The following is a 20,698-nucleotide window of genomic DNA, read 5'->3' as shown; positions in this document are numbered from 1 at the left end:
ACAATTCTTTTTGTAAGATTTACTATTAGTACCATACTAAAAAACTACATACACATACTCTTATCAAGAGTGGCGGAGGGACTGGCCCGATGATGCCCGGCAACCGAGCTTATGACGTATAAGCTAAGGTGCTAATTCCTGCAAAACGAGTTTTCGTTTTGGAAGATAAGAGAGGAACCTATTTCGTCTATTCGGCACCTCTCTTATTTTGAGAGGTGCTTTTTATTTTGGAACGTATATGAAGGGGGAATCATAGATGAAGAAAGTATTATTAAGCATTGTAAGCGGAGCGGTACTATTATTAGGCGCATGTAGCGCAGGTTCAGATAAACAAGTAAAAGCGTTAGATGAGAAAAAGATTACTGTCGGTGTAACAGGCGGGCCGCATGAGCAGATTTTTGAAAAGGTAAAAGAAGTGGCAGCGAAAGATGGTCTCGAAATTGATATAAAAGTATTTAATGATTATGTAGCACCAAACGTATCCCTCGATGAAAAAAGCCTTGATGTAAATAGCTATCAAACGAAATCATATTTAGACGTATTTAAAGCTGAACGTAATATGAAATTAACCGAAGTATTTTCAACAGTAACATTCCCTATGGGCGTCTATTCTAAAGACATAAAAGATGTAAAAGAATTAAAAGAGGGCGACGCAATCGCTGTCCCAAATGACCCAACGAATGAACTTCGTGCTTTAAAGTTATTTGAAAAAGCAGGGGTTTTAAAAGTGGATCCAAAAGCGACAGAAAAAGCGACTGCGAAAGATGTAATTGAAAATCCAAAAAAATTAAAGATTGTTGAGTTAGAGGCATCTCAATTACCAACACAACTAAGTGAAGTAAAAGCAGCTGCAATTAATACAAACTTTGCATTAGGTGCAAAATTAAGCCCTGCGAAAGATTCCATTTTCCGTGAAGGCAAAGATTCGCCTTATGTGAACTGGGTCGTTGTTCGTACTGAAAATAAAGATGATGTTGTTGTAAATATATTAAAGAAAGCTTATCAATCTAAAGAAGTAAAAGAATTTATCGAGAAAAAATTTGATGGTTCTGTTTTACCGTCTTGGTAGGAGCTGACGATAATGATTGAATTAAAAAATGTATCCAAAGTATTTACAACAAAAAAGGGGAATGTGGAAGCTCTTAAGTCCACTTCCCTCCAAGTAAAAAAGGGCGAAGTATTTGGAATCATTGGATATAGTGGCGCTGGCAAAAGTACATTAATTCGCTGTGTAAATTTATTAGAAAAACCAACGACAGGAAATATTATTGTAAACGAGCAAGATTTAACAACACTGTCTACAAAAGAACTAGCAAAAGCGAGACAAAAAATCGGGATGATTTTTCAAGGATTCAATTTGCTCAAAACTGTTACCGTTTATGAAAATATCGCATTACCGTTACGCCTTGCTGGCGTTCCAAAATTAGAAATTGAAAAAAGGGTAGAAAAGTATTTACGTATTGTCGATCTTTTTAATCGAAAAGATGCCTATCCGAGTGAACTTTCTGGTGGCCAGAAACAACGTGTTGCCATTGCACGTGCACTATCACATGAACCGGAAGTGTTATTAAGCGACGAAGCAACGAGTGCTTTAGATCCAGAAACAACTGATTCTATTCTTGACCTATTATTAAAGATTAATGAGGAAATCGGGATTACAATTTTATTAATTACACATGAAATGAATGTCATCCAACGTATATGCGACCGAGTTGCTGTTATGGAACATGGAGCAGTAATTGAAAGCGGGACTGTGAAGGAGATCTTCACAAACCCACAACATGTAACAACGAAGAAATTTGTAAATAGTGCATTTGCAGCAAAAATCCCAGCTGAAGTACAAAAAGAACTACAAAGAACCGGAGAAATCGTAACACTTTCATTTATAGGAAATTCTTCTGGTGAACCAGCGTTAGCTATCGCTACAAAACGTTTCCAAGTGTATCCAAATATTTTATCCGGTAATATTACACAGTTAAAACATGAGGCATACGGGAAACTTGTCATTCATATGCAAGGGGAACAAAATGAAATCAACCACGCTTTATCATTTTTACAAGAGCAAGGAATCATCGTAGAAGGGGGTAGAACAGATTATGGGAAACAAGTCCTTTTTGGATGAATGGGGTAAAGTCATATGGGAAGCAACCATTCAAACATTTCAAATGACATCTATTTCACTATTCATCTCTATCCTTATTGCACTACCACTTGGTGTTACACTTGTTTTAACGAGACCTGGTGGGCAGCACGAAAATAAAATCATTTACCCAATTCTTAATACAATTATTAATATCATTCGCTCTCTTCCATTTATCATTCTATTATTCTTCATTTTACCTTTTACAAAGTTTCTAATGGGAACCTCCATTGGTGTACAAGGCGTAATCGTACCGCTTGTCGTATTCACGGCCCCTTATATTGCACGATTAATGGAAACTGCTTTATTAGAAGTAGATCGCGGCGTTATTGAAGCCTATCAAGCGATGGGCGTTTCTACTATAAAAATTATTTGGCACATTATGGTGAAAGAAGCTCGTCCCTCCCTTGTACTTGGATTAACAATTGCAACGATTGGCTTAATCGGCGCAACAGCAATGGCTGGTCTTGTAGGCGCTGGTGGGCTAGGAGATTTAGCATACCGCTTCGGACATTTACGCTATGAACCTGAAGTAATGTATGCAACTGTCTTTATTTTAATTATCCTCGTTCAAGGATTACAGTCTTTAGGGAATGGTATTGCACGAAGGTTGAAGAAAGATTAAAAAAGAAGGTATCTCACTAAGGTGAGATACCTTCTTTTTTATCTTTTAAATCCACCTTCTGAATGAATAACTTGCCCAGTAATCCACTCAGCTTCTTCACTTACTAAAAATTTAATGAGTCTAGCTGCATCCTTTGGCTCACCAATTCTGCCAAAAGGAAACATCGGCTTTAACCCTTGTTTTATCTCTTCAGTCATCCATCCTGTATCAGTTGGTCCTGGATTAATTGCATTCACTGTTATTCCTAAATGAGCTACCTCTGCTGACAACGTACTAGTAAGAGCATCAATAGCTCCCTTCGTTGTTGCATACGCTAGTTCTCCTACCATAGGACTTTGAAATTGCCCCGAAGTCATATTCACAATTCTACCACCAGATTTTTTATCAAATCCTCGGGCAAATTGACTACTGAGCAATGTAGTCGCACGAATATTCACCATATAATGCTTATCTAATTCTTCAGCAGTCAACGTAGAGAAATCATTATTCGTAGAATATGCTGCATTATTAATTAATATATGAGGGTACCCTAATTGTTCAGTAACTTTATTTATAAGCTCTTTCGGTGCATCATTCTGAGTTAAATCTAACTCCATACTTGAGACTTTAACACCGTTTTTTAGTAACTCTTCTTTTAATTGTATTTGTTCATTTTTATCAACGCCCCAAGGCATCTCTTTATCGTAAGCTGTCCAATACGTAAAAAATATATCGTATCCTGATTCAGCTAATTCTTTACAAACCGCTGCGCCTATACCATCTAGACGACTTACCCCTGTAATAACTGCTACTTTATTTTTTAATTGGTTCATCATATACTCCTCCAAGTTTAAAGGACGCATATTTTATATAAGAGATATAAACTTTCCCACAAAAAAGACAGATACATAAAATAGGCCCCTATCCTTATAAAAGGGATGTACAATCCAAATATGCATTCCTTGAATGATTTACAGATGACTAAATAAACCCTCGCTTATGAGAGCAAAATTCATCTATCTAGTTTCTAATCATTACAAGTTCATCCACATATTGAGTCTTTGTCTCCTTTACATATATCTCCAAATTTTATTTTAGCACTAAAGATTTAATATTTCAAAAAATAAAAGAACCACTCCTATTTATAAAGTATCGTGTACTATAAACCATAGTGAATAACTAATTTAAATTTAAGTGTATACATTTATCATTACCTATTCGTTGTATAAGTGTAGGGAGGAAAAGTGATGGGAAAAGAAAATATATTTACCTCCTATCTTATCAATCTAGGGGAGGAAGTGTTCAAACTACTACTAGCGAAAGGGGCTATAAAAGAAGATGCAGAAGACATCATCCAAAATACCTTCTATAAAGTATACACATTGCTAGATAATCTAACCGAGAGTAACATACGTCCATGGTTTTTCAGAGTCGCATTAAATGAATACATTGATTTAAAACGCAAAAAAGAACAGCAAAACATCTACTTAACTGAAGAAATCTATTCAAAACTTCAATATACAGACCGAGAATTGGATACAGTTTTAAATAAAGATGAGATTTTCTATTTATTAAAAGATATAAAATTAGAATATAAAGAAGCCTTCTTTTTAAAATATTATTACAATTTTACATACGAAGAAATCGCTCTAATACTAGATATTCAAGTAAACAGCGTCAAACAAAAATTACATCGTGCACGTAAGACAATTCATTCTAAAGTAGGAGGAAAAAATTAATGGATACTTCTTTAAAAGATGCTTTAAAAAAGGCTAAAAGGAAACAGTTGCTTAAAATCATCATTACCTCTATTATCGTTGTCATGATGCTTATCCCTATCATTTATAAAGTTGGCAATTACTTCGCAGCGAAAAGCTCTACGAAACTTCACGAACATCTCTTTTTACATAACGTAATTGCAGAACCGAATGTACAAATTGATTCTCAAGTAACAAGTAATTCATCTATGTTTGGCGGCAATATTATATCAAACCGTTCCAAAAACATTAACGGTTATGTAGTCCCATGGAACACATTAACAAGTTCTTATGGTTGGTTCCTGACTCATATTGACTTCAATGAGTTAACACCTGGCTTTTATTGGTCAGATACAAATTTCTATGAGTATGATAAACAAACAAAGAATAAATTTGCGACATTTTATAATCCGGCTATTAAAGATTATCACGATGGTGTGCAAAATGAATTAGGTGAAGTTTCACAAATGAACAACTATGTTGCCGAAGTTGCCATCTCTTTCAATCAACCCTATACATTAAAAGAGGTTCAAACAAAAATACCAGATAACTTAAATATCGTATGGCTATATATGACCTCACCAATCAGAGATGAAAGTAAAGGACCTGCTGGTATGCCTGTTTACGGATTCAATCCAGACAAGTCCCCTAAAGAAGCGTACAAAGAGTTCATTGATTCACTTAATCAATACGATGACGATGGACATGACGAAGATATACAGAAGTTTTTAAAAGCAAACAAAAACAAACCATTTGATCAAGTGAAAATTTTAGGTGTTATGCTAACAGGAAAAACGGAAAACTTTAAAGCATTAGAAAACCAAGATTTTATTCGCGGTGCTTCTGTAGGGGTGACTGCGCAAGTTGTTCCTTATATAAAGCCAGAGAAATAATACGTAATGCCCAGATACACTAAAAAAACTACATGAATCTGTTTACTATGGGAGCTCTCTACTAAAATAGATAGCTCCCATACTACATTTATTCTTCACCTTCCAAAAATAAATTTCAAAATGCTTTATGTACAATTTTACAAATAAAAAATCATAAACTTGTTCACATTATATCCATTGTGAATTTGTTCACAATGGATATATAATAAACATGTAAATACAATATTGGAGGGATTTCAATGGTTATCAATTTTTTAAGAACTGATAAACGTGCTACTTTCATATTATTACTTTTACGGCTTTACATAGGGTATACATGGTTCGCTGCTGGGATAGGCAAAGTCTTCGGACAATCTTTTGACGCAAGTGGCTTTCTAAAGGGTGCTATTGCTCAAGCATCAGGTGACCACCCTGCAGTACAAAGTTGGTGGGCAGATTTTCTTCAACATTTTGTCCTTCCAAACGCAGACCTATTTAGCTTTTTAGTTCAATGGGGAGAAATTTTAGTAGGTCTAGGTTTAATTTTAGGCGGATTAACAAAAACAGCTGCATTTTTCGGAATCATAATGAATCTTTCATTTTTATTAAGTGGAACCGTTAGTGTAAACCCAAACCTGCTTATTTTGACTATGTTCATTTTAGTTGCAGGGCAGAACGCTGGACGTATTGGATTAGATGGCTATGTTTTCCCTAAACTTTTCCGTAAAAACAACCACGGAACATATAAATTAAGTAAAACTGCATAGTAACAGTTTACTTTTAAAATATAAATAAGAAAAAGAGCCTGAATATAGGCTCTTTTTCTTATTTCTCCTAATTTAAACTTTTAACGAGCCACGAAAACCTCTGGCAGCATAGTAAGAGTCTGCTCCATTATGGTACACGAAAACATGTCCAAAGCGATAATCGCAAAATAAAGCACCACCGAGTTCTCGAATATCTGAAGGTGTTTGTACCCAACTTGATGATTTCATGTCAAAATCGCCAAGTTGTTGCAATTCCCGATACTGTTCTTCCGTTAATAATTCAATGCCCATAGCATTGGCAACATCAATAACGTTATTTTCTGGTTTATGTTTTTTTCTTGATTCTAACGCTTCAAGATCATAACAAAGACTTCTGCGGCCTTTAGGACTCTCCTTTGAACAATCATAGAAAGTATATTCGTCCTTTTCTTCATCATAACCAACAACATCCGGTTCACCACCAGTTATTTCCATTTCGTTAAGTGACCACATTTTTTCATTATTAGTAGTCAGCTTCGCTTCAACTTTAGCCCATTCAAGACCTTCATGGCGGTTCATGTTTTTCTCAAAACGAGCTTGCAATACTTTCAATAACTCTTCACGTTTTTCTACTAGTAAGTCATTTTTATTTCCTGTCATATTAGTCCTCCCTGATGTATGTACTGATAGTAGTTTAAGTATATATTTTATAATAAATCATCTCAATATGAAGACCGTTTCAACCTTATGTCTTGTACAAACATCCCTTACAAAGCCCTAAAACCCTCCATACTCTCTCCAAGAATATAGTGTGAAAACCACATCAAGTTCTGCTTCATAATAGCCACATGAACTCCTGGTTGGTCAGAACTATATGCCATTCCTTTAAATATAATTAATTCTGTATCAACTTCCATATCCATTAATCCTTGATATAGATCATATGCATTTGTAATTGGAATTCTTGCATCCTTTTCCCCATGTTGAATTAAGGTAGGCGTACAAGCTGATTTAATATACGTCATAGGTGATGTCTTCGTATATATCTCTGGATCATTCCATGGAGTATTTCCTAAATACATTCTAATAAAGTAAGGTATATCTGTATTTACATAATGGGTACTCCAGTTAGTTATTCCACCGCCAACTGAAATAGCTTTAAACCGACTACTAAACGTAGAACAGAAAGCTGATACATATCCACCGTTGCTCCATCCCATAACTCCTACTCTATCCTTGTCTACCATCCCTTTTTCTACTAGTTCATCCACTCCAGATATAACATCATCGTAGTCAGCAATCCCCTGTTTTCTATAGTTAGCTTTTAAAAATTCATTACCATAACCTGAACTTCCTCTGTAATTTGGTTCTAAAACGATAAAGCCTTTTTCAACAAACTGTTCAATCGGATATTTCTCATTGAAGCAGTCTGAAAATATCGGAAAAGATGCCCAAGCCGGACCGCCGTGAATTACTACTAATAAAGGATATTTTTTATTAGTGTCCAACTCTACTGGCGTTGATAAAACACCTTCTATTTCAAGACCATCGCTACTTTTCCATGAGATGATTTCCCTGTTACTTCTAAGTTTCCCTTTGAAAAAGCTATTTTCATCCGTTATTTTTTTATCGTCTAAATAGATTTCAAAGGTTTCATTTGTTATAGCCTTATTGTAGGATATATGTTTGCCATCCTTTGTTATAGAAGCATCCATTATAAAGCCATCTACTTTTTCGCTTAATATTTCCACAGTGCCATCTTCGGCTAGCAATCCAATAAGATAATTCGTTTTATTCTGCCACCTAATTAAAACCCCTTTAGCTGCCCACTGTAATGGCATAACCGTACTATCAAAATCTGTTAAAGGTTGAATTAGCTCTCCGGTATTTATATCATATATCTCTAACGTACTATCTTGTATATGGTTTCTATAGTAACCCTTCTCTCTTATGCTTGCTGTGTAACATATTTCACTGCCGTCAGGAGAAAAGCAAACACTCCCTCCCAACAACTTATCCACATTCAGCTTTTGTAGCTCTCCAGCTTTAATATGGAGTATGTATAGATCTCCATTTATATAATCTGCCATATTTGAGCTTGGTGTCGCCATAAATACAACCTTTTTACCATCATTTGAAATATCAAATTCATGGATATGAAAATCCTTACCATCCGTTAATTGATAAACAACTCTGTTCTCGTGTTCATCTGTATCACTTTGTATCACCTTCTCTATTTCAATGTAATATAAACAATTATTCTGGTGTTCCTTACCTATATGTTGAAAATCTCCATATAGATCCTTACGTTTCTTTATCTCCTCACATTCTTTTGACTGCGTAACATAATAAAGACCCTTGCCAGTAGGACCCCATTTGAATGTACTGACTCCTTCTTTCTCATCGGTAATTTGAACCTCTCTATAACCATCTAGTGACTTAACAAATATCTGATTTTTCCCATCACCAACTGGACTAAGATATGCGATACACCTAGCATCTGGAGACCATAATGGGTGTGTACTATCTATATCACCATTTGATAATGGGTAACTCTGCTTCTTATCTTTTTCATATATCCATACATGATTCCTATATGTATTGTCTTTCCAATCAGCCGTCTTCTTAACAAATGCTACGTTTTTACCATCATCACTTATGTTTGTACTTGATACGGTTGGCAATGAAATAATCTCTTCTATACTTAGATATGTTTTTTCATTCACTTTCATCAATATCCCCCCTTGAAATGTCCATAAATCTCTCGTCTCTTTTTGCCGTAATAAAGGAAATTGTTCACGAATACTTAAAATGATAACGGAAAATTCAGATAAGTAAAAGTGAAGTCGATAAAGTAAAACTTTAATTTATGGAGTTCTATCCACTTACCAATTCTAGATGTTCTTTTTCGACACAAAAACACCCCTTTTAGATACAAATTTGTAAATTTATTTTAAAGCTATAACTATATATTGGTTTGGAATAAAATTTGATAAAAATGAAGTCACAAATCTTTATTTAACAACAAAAAAATTCATTTTGAAAAAACGATTGATCAAAATAGAATCACTCTTTTTAACTAAGTATGAGATTTTTATAAAAAAATTTTAATCAAAACTCACTTAGAATCTTTACTTGAAGGAATAAAGCTTCGCATCTTTTTTGTGAACATCGTTAAACTAAGATAAATTTTGACCGTATCTGTAATTAATTGTAAAATATTATACATAGAAAGGTATTATAAAATAAATATAGAAGGGGTATGTTTTTTAGTTTTAAAGGGGCTAAAGCACATCTATTTTATGTTTTGAAAGGGAGAATTGAAAAATCATATGAAGAATTTCAAAAAGAGTACAGGTAAAATTTTACTAGCATCTGGATTAGTAGTTTCTATGTCAGCTTGTAGTGTAACAAATTTATTTGGAGAAAAAGAAAAAACAAATGCTGAATCTGGTAAACAAGAAAGTAAAGAAACTAAGACAGAAGGTAAATCATCTGAAACAAAGGAAAAATCAACTAACTCAAAAGAAGAAAGTAAAGATGTTAAGATGATTATGGTTTTGCCTGAGGATTACCCACAACTTATGGTAGACATTGAAGAAGACTTATTAAGACGTCTAGATTACTATGATGCTTCTGTGAGGGATAATAAAAAGGGAAGTAAGTCAAATGAAGAGGTACGAGATAGTATTAAAGACTTAGATAAAGTATTTAATAAAATAGAGCGTATAGATGCACCAGGAAAATACAAGGAAGATCATAAGGAAATTGTAAAAGCTGTTCAAAAGTTAAAAGAATCTTTCAAAGAAGTATCGAAGTTATTTGATTACTCTAAAACACTTAAAGATACGGATGATGCAATCATAGATAAAGCAAACAATAAATTAGATGAAGCAAAACGCATTTGGAAACCTGTATTTAATAAGTTAAAAGCGGAAGCTAAGGGTGGTTCAACAACTACTTCTACAACAAGTGGTACTAGTTCTTCTAACTCACCGAGTTTATCTAGTGGTAATACAGTTAAAACATACAGTACCCAAGATAAAACTGGTATATTCAAAGGAAAAATTGATACACCAGACGAGGATTCCGCTAAGTTTAAGAATGTACAGAACAACTATAAAGACGGTACAGAGCTTGTAGGTAATTGGGGTATTGATTACGGAGACGGAGTCAAAACTACGTTAGTCCTAAAAGCAGATAAGACATTTGAAACATATGCAAATGGTTCTTATCCAAATAAAGATAATTACTTAACAGGAACATACCAAGCAGACGTTTCTTCCCATCAGTTAACGCTAATGGTGGAAAAAGGAACTCAAAATGGTCAAGAAGTGAAATTGGAAAGACCTATTTATTCATCATATGAGGTTAAAAATTTAGATGGTAAAGTGTTACAGATTTTCCACATAGACGAACAAGTAACAATTTGTTATGTAAAACAATAAATAACTAAAAAAACTCTGTAAAATGATTTTTACAGAGTTTTTTCTTAGTTTTAATTTATTTCAAACGTATAACTATACTTATTAACCTACCAATCTCCTACTCAACAGTAACAGACTTAGCTAAGTTACGTGGCTTATCAACGTCACACTCGCGGTGAAGTGCTGCGTAGTATGAGATAAGTTGTAATGGAATAACTGCTACTAGCGGTGCTAGCGCTTCGTGTACAGCTGGTAATACGAAGCTGTCTCCTTCCATTTCTAAGCCTTTCATTGAGATGATACATGGGTTAGCTCCGCGTGCTACTACCTCTTTCACGTTGCCGCGAATTCCAAGGTTTACGTGCTCTTGTGTAGCAAGTGCGATAACTGGTGTACCATTTTCGATTAAAGCGATTGTACCGTGTTTTAACTCTCCTCCAGCGAATCCTTCTGCTTGGATGTAAGAGATTTCTTTTAGTTTTAACGCACCTTCTAATCCTACGTAGAAGTCTACGCTACGTCCGATGAAGAAACAGTTACGCGTTGTCGCTAAAAATTGTTTTGCTAATGCGTCCATTTCTTCTTTTTGATCACAAAGTTCTATCATTGCATTTGCTACAAGTCCTAGTTCGTGTGTTAAATCGAAATCAAGAACTTCACCTTTTGCTTTAGCAATATCAGCCGCTAAAATTGAAAGTACTGCAAGCTGTGCTGTGTAAGCTTTCGTTGATGCAACTGCAATTTCTGGTCCAGCGTATAACGGAAGTGTATAATCAGCTTCACGAGAAAGCGTAGAACCAGGCACGTTTGTAATTGTTAATGCTTTATGTCCCATTTCATTTGTTTGCACAAGTACTGCACGGCTATCAGCTGTTTCACCACTTTGTGAAATGTAAATGAAGAATGGTCTTTCTGTTAATAATGGCATGTTGTAAGAGAATTCACTTGCCACGTGTACTTCAGCTGGCATTTTTGCAAACTTCTCGATAAATTGTTTTCCAACAAGACCTGCATGATAACTCGTTCCACATGCAATGATGTAAATACGATCGCTATCTAAGATCGCATTGCGGATGTCTTGATTTAATTCAATTTCGCCATTTTCATCTTGATACTTTTGAATTATATTACGGATTACAAGTGGTTGCTCATCGATTTCTTTAAGCATGAAATGAGGATATGTTCCCTTTTCAATATCACTTGCGTCTAATTCCGCTGTAAACGGTGCACGTTCAATCGTTTCACCTTGTAAGTTTTTAATTGTAATACTTTCTTTCGTTACGATTACGATTTCTTTATCCATTAACTCAATAAATTGATCTGTAACTTGTAACATCGCCATAGCGTCGCTTGCCACAACATTAAAGTTGTCACCAACACCTACTAATAGCGGGCTTTTGTTTTTAGCAACATAAATCATGTTTGGATTTTCAGCATCAAGTAATCCGATTGCATAAGAGCCATGTAAAAGAGATAGCGTATTACGGAACGCTTCTTCTACACTTAATCCTGTGCTCACTTGTTGTTCCATAAGCTGTACGATAACCTCTGTATCTGTTTCACTTACGAACGTTACATCTTGTAAATATTCCTTTTTCACTAATTCATAGTTTTCAATTACACCGTTATGAACTAATGTAAAGCGTTTTGATGTACTTTGATGCGGATGCGCGTTTACTTTACTTGGAACACCGTGTGTAGCCCAGCGTGTGTGTCCGATACCCACGCTTGCTGCTACGTTCTCATCTACGATTTCACGAAGTTTTGCGATACGGCCTTTTTCTTTGTATACAACAACACCGTTCTCTGCTTGTACTGCAATACCTGCTGAATCATATCCACGATATTCTAGCTTTTCTAAACCTTTTAATAAAATTTCCTTTGCATCTTGCTCTCCAATAAATCCTACGATTCCACACATGTTTAGTCGCCGTTACAAATGCTTACACTGCTCTGCGAACATGTAACGACATAGTCCGATACCATTTTTATTTATACTAAAAAACGGATTACATATTGCTAGCCCTGTAAGCTTGTAACGGCTTTCACCTTCCTCTCGATTGGGTTTAAGTCCGTATATACTTATACAGCTAGTTTTCATCCGTTCCTCTTCTCTCATCACACTTTCACCTTTGTCCACTAAGTCACCTTAATGATTTAAGTAAAAGCTTGCGGTTGTGATGAACAACCGGGAGTCATCCGCCGAAATCTCGATAAACCCCACCTCGTCAACTACACTATTTGTAGTTCTGGCGCTTTTATAATTTACAATATTTCCTTTGAGAAAAAGAACAAGACCATCTTATAACAAACATGGATAAACCGTCAATGAAATTTTTTTCATCGTCTATAAAACATATGAAAAAGGAGCACTTTTTGTGCTCCTTTTTCATATAAATTCAGCTAATTATTCAGCGCCAACTTCAGCTTTCACAACTTCTACAATGCGATGTACATATGCATCACAAACTTCTTGTGTTGGTGCTTCTGCCATTACACGAATAAGTGGCTCTGTTCCAGATGGACGAACAAGAATACGGCCATCACCGTTCATTTCTTCCTCTACAACACGAATAATTTCTTTAATTTTTTCATTTTCTAATGCTAATTTTTTATCTGTTACACGAACGTTTACTAACAATTGTGGGAATTTCGTCATTTCTCCTGCAAGCTCAGATAATGGCTTTTTCGTCATTTTCATGATGTTTACAAGTTGAAGTGCACTTAACATTCCATCACCAGTTGTAATGTAATCAAGTAAGATAATATGGCCTGATTGTTCTCCACCTAGATTGTAACCTCCACGCTTCATTTCTTCCATAACGTAGCGGTCACCAACTGCTGTTTTATCACTTGTAATATTATTTGCTTCAAGTGCCTTGTAGAAACCTAAGTTACTCATAACAGTTGAAACAACTGTATTATGTTTTAATTGACCAGTTTCTTTCATATATTTCGCACAAATGAACATAATTTGATCACCGTCAACGATGTTTCCTTTTTCGTCTACAGCAATTAAACGGTCGCCATCGCCATCAAAAGCAAGTCCGATATCCGCACCTTTTTCTTTTACCAATTCAGCTAAGCCTTCTGGATGTGTAGATCCTACACCCTCATTAATATTCATACCGTTTGGAGAAGTTCCCATTGTTGAAATATCAGCTTCTAGGTCTGCAAATAAGTATGGAGCTAGAGAAGAAGTTGCACCATGTGCACAATCTAAAGCGATATGTAGGCCAGAGAAATCTTCTTCAACAGTTTGTTTAATGTACTGTAAATATTTTTGTCCACCTTCAAAGTAATCGCTCACTTGTCCAAGATTAGTACCTGTCGGACGTGGTAGTTCATCAACTTCTTTGTCTAATAAAGCTTCAATCTCAGCTTCTTGCTCATCTGTTAATTTAAAGCCGTCTGAACCAAAGAATTTAATACCGTTATCTTGTACTGGATTATGAGATGCAGAAATCATAACACCCGCTTGTGCATCTAGTGCTTTTGTTAAATAAGCAACGCCCGGTGTAGAAATAACGCCAAGGCGCATTACTTCTGCTCCAGTTGATAATAGACCTGCTACTAAAGCTCCTTCTAACATATGACCAGATACACGTGTATCACGACCGATAATTACTTTTGGACGATCTGTATCTTTTGTTAATACATAACCACCAAAACGTCCAATTTTGAAAGCTAATTCAGGTGTTAACTCCTTATTTGCAACTCCGCGTACTCCATCTGTACCAAAATATTTACCCATTATGATTCGCTCCTTTTTCTTGCTCTTTTTGATTATCTACTGTTGGTTCTTGACTCGTTTCTTTATCTTTATCTTGATTTTGATTTTGGTTTTGATTCTTTTCCTGTTCTTTTTCTGAATCAGGTTCAGGATTTTTTGGTTTCTCATTTTGATTTTCTTGATCCGTATTTGAATCCGGTTGTTGACCGTTACCCTGTACTTCTTTATCTGGTTTTTCTTTCTTCACAATAGTAACTTTAGCACTTTTTTGTTTTGGCTCTATTGAAATATTACCAGGACCGCTCACTTGAATGGAAATATCTTTCGTCCCTGAGGATACATTTTGCAGATTAATTACCGCTGTTATTTGAGCAGCTGTTATTTTATCTACTATACTTGCTTCTCCTGAAATATCAACACTTATCTTTCCATCTTGCGGCGAAAGTAGCTGAGCAGTAACATCTTTAGACAGTCCATTTTTCTGGATTGGGATACCATCAATCGTTTTTGTTTTCGTTTGTTTTGTTTTTTGCACTCCCACCGAAACCTTCACTTGATTCGGTTTTGCACTTGTTACACCCTTGGGTAATAAAACAGAGGCATCGAATGTTGTAGACTCTGTCAATTGACTAAGATCTACTTCGACCCCCTCTAGCGATTGTATATTATCCAAAATATCTTTTGGACCAGCTATCGTTACTTCTCTCGGTTCAACACTGATATTTGTAACCGCCAATCCTTCTGCTAAACTCCCCTTCTTCGTATACGTTACAGGAACAGTTTTTTCAGTATTATTGGCTGTAGTTTGCGTTGCCACATTCAACGTTACACTAATCTTAGATGGACTTGTTCTTACATTTAAACGTTTTCCTTCTTTATTGTATAATGTAACTTCGGGCGTTTTTGTAACAGTTTTATTAACACCTTTTAAATCAACATACGCTTTGGCAGAGGAAATGCTTTCAATTTCTTCTTTCGTCCCAACTACCTCAACAGTATCCGGTTTAAGGCTTGATTTTTCTAGAGTAGCCCCCGCTGGCATCTGATCCTCATTTGATAATTTCAGATCTACATGAACATATTTTCTCGCCTTTTCATGAAGAGTAACTTTAATTGTTGATGGCTGAACTGTTCCTTTCACATCATCTGGAAGCCCGTTCGTTTTTAAAGAAATCTCATAAGTTCCTTTTGGACTATCTCGCAAATCAACCGGTATGTCAAATTGTTTTTTTGCTTTTGCTGTAGCAACTGATGCTTTTGGGCCTTCTAATTTTACTTTAACGCCCTCTGCCGGAATACCACTTACAATATATTTCTCCTCATCATACTTAAGATTAATAGCATAATTAGTTAATGTTTCTTTCGTATCATTTGCAAAAGGTAATATACCTGATGTCGTATTTTTTTCAGTTAACGTCGCTGACATAAAAAGCATACACGCCAATAGTAATGAGATCCCTTTTAAAAACCAATGATTCTCCATTAACTTATCCATGACGCTTTCTCCTCCAATTCCATAAAGACGAAGAAGTCGTTTTTTCGTTTCCACTAAATTCAGCTAATAACATATCTTTCAGCTGTTCTGTCTTCAAATCACGATGCAACTTACCATTTTTCGTTAAAGAAATTTGACCAGTTTCTTCAGACACAACTACTGTAATACTATCAGTAACTTCACTAACTCCCATTGCAGCACGATGTCTAGTTCCTAATTCTTTAGAAATAAACGGACTTTCTGATAATGGAAGATAGCATGCTGCTGCTTTAATTGTACTTCCTTGCATAATTACCGCTCCGTCATGAAGAGGTGTATTTGGAATAAAAATATTAATAAGTAATTCCGATGATACGTTTGCATTAAGCGGAATACCCGTTTCCACATAATCACCCATACCGGTCTCTTTTGACAAAGTAATTAATGCACCAATTCTACGTTTCCCCATATATTCGGTTGCTTTTGCTATCGCTGTTGCAACCATTTCAGGTTCATCATCCTCATGCGTTCCAACACGCGAAAATAAACTCCCGCGCCCTAGCTGCTCAAGTGCTCTTCGCAATTCTGGCTGAAAGATAATAATAACGGCTAAAAATCCCCACGTTAATACTTGTTCAGTTAGCCAAGATAGCGTACGCAATTCAAGGAAAATACTGATCATCTTAACGACGATAATAACTGTAATCCCTTTTAAAAGTTGAACAGCTTTCGTCCCTCGGATTATAAGAATTAGCTTATATATAATAAACCATACAATGGCAATATCTAATGCCGTACTAAGATATTTCAAAATGGTCGTATCTTCAAAAGGCATGCTATCCCTTCCTCCTACTTACGAGCAATTCTATCCATATATTGAAATATTGTTTTATGCTCTATCTGTATGTATTTCCAACAACTAGTTAATTATACCATACATGAAACAAACGACAATTACAAACAACCCCCTTTAGCTCAAATTGGTAAGATGTCAAACATTTTTATTGTACAGTATAATATAAATCATTATTATACGCTTATTTTCAAATAAAAAAAGCAACTTCTCAGTTGCTTTTCTTACATTTATTTTAGTTTTTCACCGAATAAAGAACCCATTAAAGCAACTGCTGTTGTTGCCGTTCTATTTCTCTCATCTAAAATCGTATTTACCTCAACAAATTCAGCAGATGTGATAATATCAGCTTCTGCTAACATTTCCATCGCCAAATGACTTTCACGATAAGATAGACCGCCAATTACAGGCGTTCCAACACCTGGTGCATCATGAGGATCAAGACCGTCTAAATCTAATGATAAGTGTACACCATCGGTATGAGATAAATATGCGATTGTTTCTTCCATCACAGCCGTCATCCCCATACGATCAATTTCATGCATTGAGAACACTTTAATACCTTCATTGCGAATGAAATCTTTTTCTCCTTCATCCAATGCACGCGCACCGATAATTACGACATTCTCTTTTTTCACCTTTGGATATGCTCCGTATAAATCTACAAGTGAAGAATGTCCATAACCTAAACTTGCTGCAAGTGACATACCATGAATATTTCCAGATGGTGAAGTTTCCTCTGTATTTAAATCACCGTGTGCATCATACCAAATAACGCCTAAGTTTTTATAATGTTTTGCTACACCAGCTAATGTACCGATAGCAATACTATGGTCACCACCTAATACAAGTGGAAAACGACCTTCTTCTATAATATGATCCACCTTACTTGCTAATTCATTACATACAGTTGCAACTTGTGTAAGGTTTCTTAATTTTGTATTTTCATCTATCTCTTTTTCTCTCTCTATACATATATCTCCCATATCTTTAACGTCATATCCAATTTCTTCAATTCTTTCAATTACCCCTGCATAACGGATCGCGCTCGGTCCCATATCAACTCCACGACGCATCTGTCCTAAATCCATTGGAACTCCAATAACTGAGATTTCTTTTTTCATAGATAGTATCCCCCTTTTATGCCTTCACTAAATATTTTAAATCTTTTATATAGTCTGACTCAACTCGACATTTTTCTGTATGGATATACAATTTATTCACTTATATTCACGTTGAAAACCAAATTTTAAGACTATTCTATGTATAAAGTTAACTTAATGAAACAATCGCAATCACTATTATTAAATAATAATAATAATAAAACACTCCTATATTTAGAAGTGTTTTTCTGATGCTATTTTCCATACTGTTGCAATATTCTTCGTTGTCATTTCAATATTTTCTTCTGCTACTTTATATGCTTCTTCTAGTGTCATCGGTCTCGTTGTGATACTAAATACCGCATCTATTCCTTTCTCGTACACAGCTGAATAATCAGATGATACAGACCCTCCAATAGCAATTACAGGCACAGAAAAACGTTTTGCACGCCCCGCAACACCCACAGGAGCCTTTCCATATGCAGTTTGTTTATCTATTCTACCTTCACCAGTTATAATAAGATGTGCATCTTCTATATGTTTATCGAAATTTGTATAATCTAATACAATTTCAATGCCCCTACGCAAGTCTCCCTTTAACACTGAAATAACAGCCGCTCCCATTCCTCCCGCTGCCCCTGCACCAGGTATTTCAGATACATCAAAAGATACATATCGTTTAAGCATATTCGCATAATGTTGTAAATTCTCATCTAGCTCTTTCATCATCTCTATATTTGCACCCTTTTGTCTCCCAAATACGAAAGATGCTCCCTGCATTCCGACTAATGGATTATCCACATCACATGCCGCTTCTATCTTTACCCCCTTTAAGCGTGGGTCCATTCGTGAAAAATCAATAGTAACAATCGAGTGTAATGTGCCTCCAGATGGATCTATTACTTCACCCTTACCATTTATAAACCTTACTCCTAAAGCCGCTAACATACCTGCCCCGCCATCATTTGTAGCACTTCCTCCAAGTCCTAAAATTATGTACTCCACTCCTTGATCTAGCGCATGTAATATAAGTTCTCCTGTTCCTTTTGTCGTTGTAATAAGTGGGTTGCGCTTTTCAACTGGAACGTGCTGTAATCCTGATGCTGCTGCCATTTCAATAAACGCTGTCTTTTTATCTTTAGAAATGCCATAAAAAGCTTGTATACCTTCTCTAAGCGGTCCTGTCACACTAATTGATATAATTCTCCCCCCTGTAGCATCAACAAGTGATTCAACCGTCCCTTCTCCTCCATCTCCAATTGGTATTTTCACATACTCTGCATTAGGAAAAATTGCTCTAAAACCTCTTTCAATAGCTCCACATACTTCTATAGCTTTTAGGCTTTCTTTATATGAATCAGATGCAATAACAACTTTCACAATTATCTCCCCATCCCTTATTTTTACGTTTTCTTCATTTTAAACGACAAGTATAAAAGTTGTCTTTTTAAACACAAAAAAAGCTTACATCGTATGATATAAGCTTTTTTATTTAGATGGAGCCTAGCGGGATCGAACCGCTGACCTCCTGCGTGCAAGGCAGGCGCTCTCCCAGCTGAGCTAAGGCCCCTTATTAATTAAGCGGAAGACGGGATTCGAACCCGCGACCCCAACCTTGGCAAGGTTGTATTCTACCACTGAACTACTTCCGCAAAAATGATGAGCCATGAAGGACTCGAACCTTCGACCCTCTGATTAAAAGTCAGATGCTCTACCAACTGAGCTAATGGCTCGTAAATGGCTGGGCTAGCTGGATTCGAACCAGCGCATGACGGAGTCAAAGTCCGTTGCCTTACCGCTTGGCTATAGCCCATTAATATTTACTAGTATGGTTATCTTTTCAAAAAAATAAACCCTCTCAGGTTATTTTAAAGAAAATGGTGGAGGGGGGCAGATTCGAACTGCCGAACCCGAAGGAGCGGATTTACAGTCCGCCGCGTTTAGCCACTTCGCTACCCCTCCGACATTTTAAATATATATGGTGGAGGATGACGGGATCGAACCGCCGACCCCCTGCTTGTAAGGCAGGTGCTCTCCCAGCTGAGCTAATCCTCCAAAAGTGGTGACCCGTACGGGATTCGAACCCGTGTTACCGCCGTGAAAGGGCGGTGTCTTAACCACTTGACCAACGGGCCAAAAAAGTTTTAAACCTATTCCCAAGCTTCCAACCGGGCTTGAACCGGTGACCTCTTCCTTACCATGGAAGTGCTCTACCAGCTGAGCTATGGAAGCATAATGGCTCCGCAGGTAGGACTCGAACCTACGACCGATCGGTTAACAGCCGATAGCTCTACCACTGAGCTACTGCGGAATAATATTAGCCTGGCAACGTCCTACTCTCACAGGGACAAGGTCCCAACTACCATCGGCGCTAGAGAGCTTAACTTCCGTGTTCGGTATGGGAACGGGTGTGACCTCTCTGCCATCATTACCAGACTTTTATCATTATAAACATTTCTTTCGAAATGTCAAGAAGAAATTTTAATATATATTCCTTCAAAACTAGATAACATTTGCTACATATTATATGGTTAAGTCCTCGATCTATTAGTATTCGTCAGCTCCACATGTCACCATGCTTCCACCTCGAACCTATCAACCTGATCATCTTTCAGGGATCTTACTAGCTTACGCTATGGGAAATCTCATCTTGAGGGGGGCTTCATGCTTAGATGCTTTCAGCACTTATCCCTTCCGCACATAGCTACCCAGCTATGCCCTTGGCAGAACAACTGGTACACCAGCGGTGCGTCCATCCCGGTCCTCTCGTACTAAGGACAGCTCCTCTCAAATTTCCTACGCCCACGACGGATAGGGACCGAACTGTCTCACGACGTTCTGAACCCAGCTCGCGTACCGCTTTAATGGGCGAACAGCCCAACCCTTGGGACCGACTACAGCCCCAGGATGCGATGAGCCGACATCGAGGTGCCAAACCTCCCCGTCGATGTGGACTCTTGGGGGAGATAAGCCTGTTATCCCCGGGGTA

The 20,698-nt window shown here is 36.5% G+C and carries 17 protein-coding genes, 9 tRNA genes, 2 rRNA genes and 1 riboswitch (1 of these 29 running past the window's edge); of the genes, 7 read left to right on the top strand and 21 right to left on the bottom strand.

The genetic code is table 11. The features are described from left to right. Window positions 1–57 precede the first annotated feature (57 nt). Window positions 58–172, top strand: a riboswitch (SAM riboswitch). Window positions 173–256: 84 nt separating this feature from the next. The 3 genes from GD442_RS01020 to GD442_RS01010 are packed head-to-tail and all read left to right on the top strand — an operon-like array spanning window position 257 to window position 2,765. Beyond that, entirely contained in the window at window positions 257–1,069 is an 813-nt protein-coding gene (locus GD442_RS01020; protein WP_086407689.1) for a MetQ/NlpA family ABC transporter substrate-binding protein, read from the top strand. Window positions 1,070–1,081: 12 nt separating this feature from the next. Continuing rightward, a complete protein-coding gene (locus GD442_RS01015) occupies window positions 1,082–2,122 on the top strand; it encodes a methionine ABC transporter ATP-binding protein (protein ID WP_000571355.1) in 1,041 nt (346 codons plus the stop codon). Further along, window positions 2,097–2,765: a methionine ABC transporter permease gene (locus tag GD442_RS01010; protein ID WP_086407690.1), complete on the top strand. Its 669-nt coding sequence runs from the start codon at window positions 2,097–2,099 to the stop codon at window positions 2,763–2,765. The genes GD442_RS01015 and GD442_RS01010 overlap by 26 nt, the downstream gene beginning before the upstream one ends. 38 nt (window positions 2,766–2,803) lie before the next feature. On the opposite strand, the gene GD442_RS01005 is transcribed toward GD442_RS01010, so the two are convergent. Further along, window positions 2,804–3,580, bottom strand: coding sequence for an SDR family oxidoreductase (locus GD442_RS01005; RefSeq protein WP_025690516.1), 777 nt, complete (start codon window positions 3,578–3,580; stop codon window positions 2,804–2,806). A 411-nt stretch (window positions 3,581–3,991) separates the two neighbouring features. On the opposite strand from GD442_RS01005, the gene GD442_RS01000 reads away from it, so the two are divergent. The 3 genes from GD442_RS01000 (at window position 3,992) to GD442_RS00990 (ending at window position 6,140) form a co-directional block, all read left to right on the top strand. Next, on the top strand, window positions 3,992–4,483 hold the full coding sequence (locus GD442_RS01000) for an RNA polymerase sigma factor (RefSeq protein WP_086401947.1): 492 nt from the start codon (window positions 3,992–3,994) through the stop codon (window positions 4,481–4,483). Further along, window positions 4,483–5,394: a sigma factor regulator N-terminal domain-containing protein gene (locus GD442_RS00995; protein ID WP_086407691.1), complete on the top strand. Its 912-nt coding sequence runs from the start codon at window positions 4,483–4,485 to the stop codon at window positions 5,392–5,394. The genes GD442_RS01000 and GD442_RS00995 overlap by 1 nt, the downstream gene beginning before the upstream one ends. A gap of 239 nt (window positions 5,395–5,633) precedes the next feature. Next, on the top strand, window positions 5,634–6,140 hold the full coding sequence (locus GD442_RS00990; protein WP_025690519.1) for a DoxX family membrane protein: 507 nt from the start codon (window positions 5,634–5,636) through the stop codon (window positions 6,138–6,140). A 72-nt stretch (window positions 6,141–6,212) separates the two neighbouring features. Here the strand turns inward: GD442_RS00990 and GD442_RS00985 are convergent, their stop codons facing one another. Together GD442_RS00985 and GD442_RS00980 are read right to left on the bottom strand one after the other, a co-directional pair. After that, on the bottom strand, window positions 6,213–6,779 hold the full coding sequence (locus GD442_RS00985) for a DUF4256 domain-containing protein (RefSeq protein WP_000147391.1): 567 nt from the start codon (window positions 6,777–6,779) through the stop codon (window positions 6,213–6,215). 107 nt (window positions 6,780–6,886) lie between these two features. Beyond that, window positions 6,887–8,851, bottom strand: a complete 1,965-nt coding sequence (locus GD442_RS00980) for a S9 family peptidase (RefSeq protein WP_140348542.1) — start codon at window positions 8,849–8,851, stop codon at window positions 6,887–6,889. A 588-nt stretch (window positions 8,852–9,439) separates the two neighbouring features. On the opposite strand from GD442_RS00980, the gene GD442_RS00975 reads away from it, so the two are divergent. Further along, a complete protein-coding gene (locus GD442_RS00975; RefSeq protein ID WP_074553711.1) occupies window positions 9,440–10,567 on the top strand; it encodes a DUF3994 domain-containing protein in 1,128 nt (375 codons plus the stop codon). Between the two features lie 97 nt (window positions 10,568–10,664). On the opposite strand, the gene glmS is transcribed toward GD442_RS00975, so the two are convergent. The 18 genes from glmS to GD442_RS00885 all read right to left on the bottom strand — a co-directional run. Then, window positions 10,665–12,467: a glutamine--fructose-6-phosphate transaminase (isomerizing) gene (glmS, locus tag GD442_RS00970; RefSeq protein ID WP_086407694.1), complete on the bottom strand. Its 1,803-nt coding sequence runs from the start codon at window positions 12,465–12,467 to the stop codon at window positions 10,665–10,667. 12 nt (window positions 12,468–12,479) lie between these two features. Beyond that, window positions 12,480–12,665, bottom strand: coding sequence for a hypothetical protein (locus GD442_RS00965; RefSeq protein WP_001206405.1), 186 nt, complete (start codon window positions 12,663–12,665; stop codon window positions 12,480–12,482). A 288-nt stretch (window positions 12,666–12,953) separates the two neighbouring features. Continuing rightward, a complete protein-coding gene (gene glmM, locus GD442_RS00960; protein ID WP_000521476.1) occupies window positions 12,954–14,300 on the bottom strand; it encodes a phosphoglucosamine mutase in 1,347 nt (448 codons plus the stop codon). Next, on the bottom strand, window positions 14,293–15,774 hold the full coding sequence (locus GD442_RS00955) for a CdaR family protein (RefSeq protein WP_000359601.1): 1,482 nt from the start codon (window positions 15,772–15,774) through the stop codon (window positions 14,293–14,295). Before GD442_RS00955 ends, glmM begins: the two co-directional genes overlap by 8 nt. After that, the gene (gene cdaA, locus GD442_RS00950) at window positions 15,767–16,588 is read right to left on the bottom strand and encodes a diadenylate cyclase CdaA (RefSeq protein ID WP_001115697.1); all 822 of its coding nucleotides are present in this window, start codon (window positions 16,586–16,588) and stop codon (window positions 15,767–15,769) included. The genes GD442_RS00955 and cdaA overlap by 8 nt, the downstream gene beginning before the upstream one ends. A gap of 248 nt (window positions 16,589–16,836) precedes the next feature. Next, window positions 16,837–17,730, bottom strand: a complete 894-nt coding sequence (gene rocF / locus GD442_RS00945) for an arginase (RefSeq protein ID WP_000711563.1) — start codon at window positions 17,728–17,730, stop codon at window positions 16,837–16,839. Window positions 17,731–17,943: 213 nt separating this feature from the next. Further along, window positions 17,944–19,089: a glycerate kinase gene (locus tag GD442_RS00940; RefSeq protein ID WP_000869587.1), complete on the bottom strand. Its 1,146-nt coding sequence runs from the start codon at window positions 19,087–19,089 to the stop codon at window positions 17,944–17,946. A 117-nt stretch (window positions 19,090–19,206) separates the two neighbouring features. Further along, a tRNA-Ala gene (locus tag GD442_RS00935) sits at window positions 19,207–19,279 on the bottom strand. A gap of 10 nt (window positions 19,280–19,289) precedes the next feature. Next, window positions 19,290–19,361, bottom strand: a tRNA-Gly gene (locus GD442_RS00930). A gap of 8 nt (window positions 19,362–19,369) precedes the next feature. Then, window positions 19,370–19,442: transfer RNA gene (locus GD442_RS00925), tRNA-Lys, on the bottom strand. A 5-nt stretch (window positions 19,443–19,447) separates the two neighbouring features. Next, window positions 19,448–19,522, bottom strand: a tRNA-Gln gene (locus GD442_RS00920). A 65-nt stretch (window positions 19,523–19,587) separates the two neighbouring features. After that, a tRNA-Tyr gene (locus GD442_RS00915) sits at window positions 19,588–19,671 on the bottom strand. Window positions 19,672–19,688: 17 nt separating this feature from the next. After that, window positions 19,689–19,764: transfer RNA gene (locus GD442_RS00910), tRNA-Val, on the bottom strand. Between the two features lie 5 nt (window positions 19,765–19,769). After that, window positions 19,770–19,844: transfer RNA gene (locus tag GD442_RS00905), tRNA-Glu, on the bottom strand. A 24-nt stretch (window positions 19,845–19,868) separates the two neighbouring features. Further along, window positions 19,869–19,941, bottom strand: a tRNA-Thr gene (locus GD442_RS00900). A 4-nt stretch (window positions 19,942–19,945) separates the two neighbouring features. Beyond that, window positions 19,946–20,020, bottom strand: a tRNA-Asn gene (locus tag GD442_RS00895). Window positions 20,021–20,029: 9 nt separating this feature from the next. Then, window positions 20,030–20,145: ribosomal RNA gene (gene rrf / locus GD442_RS00890) — 5S ribosomal RNA — on the bottom strand. Window positions 20,146–20,236: 91 nt separating this feature from the next. Continuing rightward, window positions 20,237–20,698, bottom strand: a 23S ribosomal RNA gene (locus GD442_RS00885); it runs 2,460 nt beyond the window's last position.

The organism is Bacillus sp. A260 (genome assembly GCF_009861435.1).
Lineage (GTDB): Bacteria > Bacillota > Bacilli > Bacillales > Bacillaceae_G > Bacillus_A > Bacillus_A cereus.
This window is presented reverse-complemented; position numbering and strand designations above follow the sequence as displayed.

Coding starts and splice junctions, on each gene's coding strand:
- GD442_RS01020 (WP_086407689.1), top strand. CDS start 257: ATGAAGAAAGTATTATTAAGCATTGTAAGCGGAGCGGTACTATTATTA.
- GD442_RS01015 (WP_000571355.1), top strand. CDS start 1,082: ATGATTGAATTAAAAAATGTATCCAAAGTATTTACAACAAAAAAGGGG.
- GD442_RS01010 (WP_086407690.1), top strand. CDS start 2,097: ATGGGAAACAAGTCCTTTTTGGATGAATGGGGTAAAGTCATATGGGAA.
- GD442_RS01005 (WP_025690516.1), bottom strand. CDS start 3,580: ATGATGAACCAATTAAAAAATAAAGTAGCAGTTATTACAGGGGTAAGT.
- GD442_RS01000 (WP_086401947.1), top strand. CDS start 3,992: ATGGGAAAAGAAAATATATTTACCTCCTATCTTATCAATCTAGGGGAG.
- GD442_RS00995 (WP_086407691.1), top strand. CDS start 4,483: ATGGATACTTCTTTAAAAGATGCTTTAAAAAAGGCTAAAAGGAAACAG.
- GD442_RS00990 (WP_025690519.1), top strand. CDS start 5,634: ATGGTTATCAATTTTTTAAGAACTGATAAACGTGCTACTTTCATATTA.
- GD442_RS00985 (WP_000147391.1), bottom strand. CDS start 6,779: ATGACAGGAAATAAAAATGACTTACTAGTAGAAAAACGTGAAGAGTTA.
- GD442_RS00980 (WP_140348542.1), bottom strand. CDS start 8,851: ATGAAAGTGAATGAAAAAACATATCTAAGTATAGAAGAGATTATTTCA.
- glmS (WP_086407694.1), bottom strand. CDS start 12,467: ATGTGTGGAATCGTAGGATTTATTGGAGAGCAAGATGCAAAGGAAATT.
- GD442_RS00965 (WP_001206405.1), bottom strand. CDS start 12,665: ATGAGAGAAGAGGAACGGATGAAAACTAGCTGTATAAGTATATACGGA.
- glmM (WP_000521476.1), bottom strand. CDS start 14,300: ATGGGTAAATATTTTGGTACAGATGGAGTACGCGGAGTTGCAAATAAG.
- GD442_RS00955 (WP_000359601.1), bottom strand. CDS start 15,774: ATGGATAAGTTAATGGAGAATCATTGGTTTTTAAAAGGGATCTCATTA.
- cdaA (WP_001115697.1), bottom strand. CDS start 16,588: ATGCCTTTTGAAGATACGACCATTTTGAAATATCTTAGTACGGCATTA.
- rocF (WP_000711563.1), bottom strand. CDS start 17,730: ATGAAAAAAGAAATCTCAGTTATTGGAGTTCCAATGGATTTAGGACAG.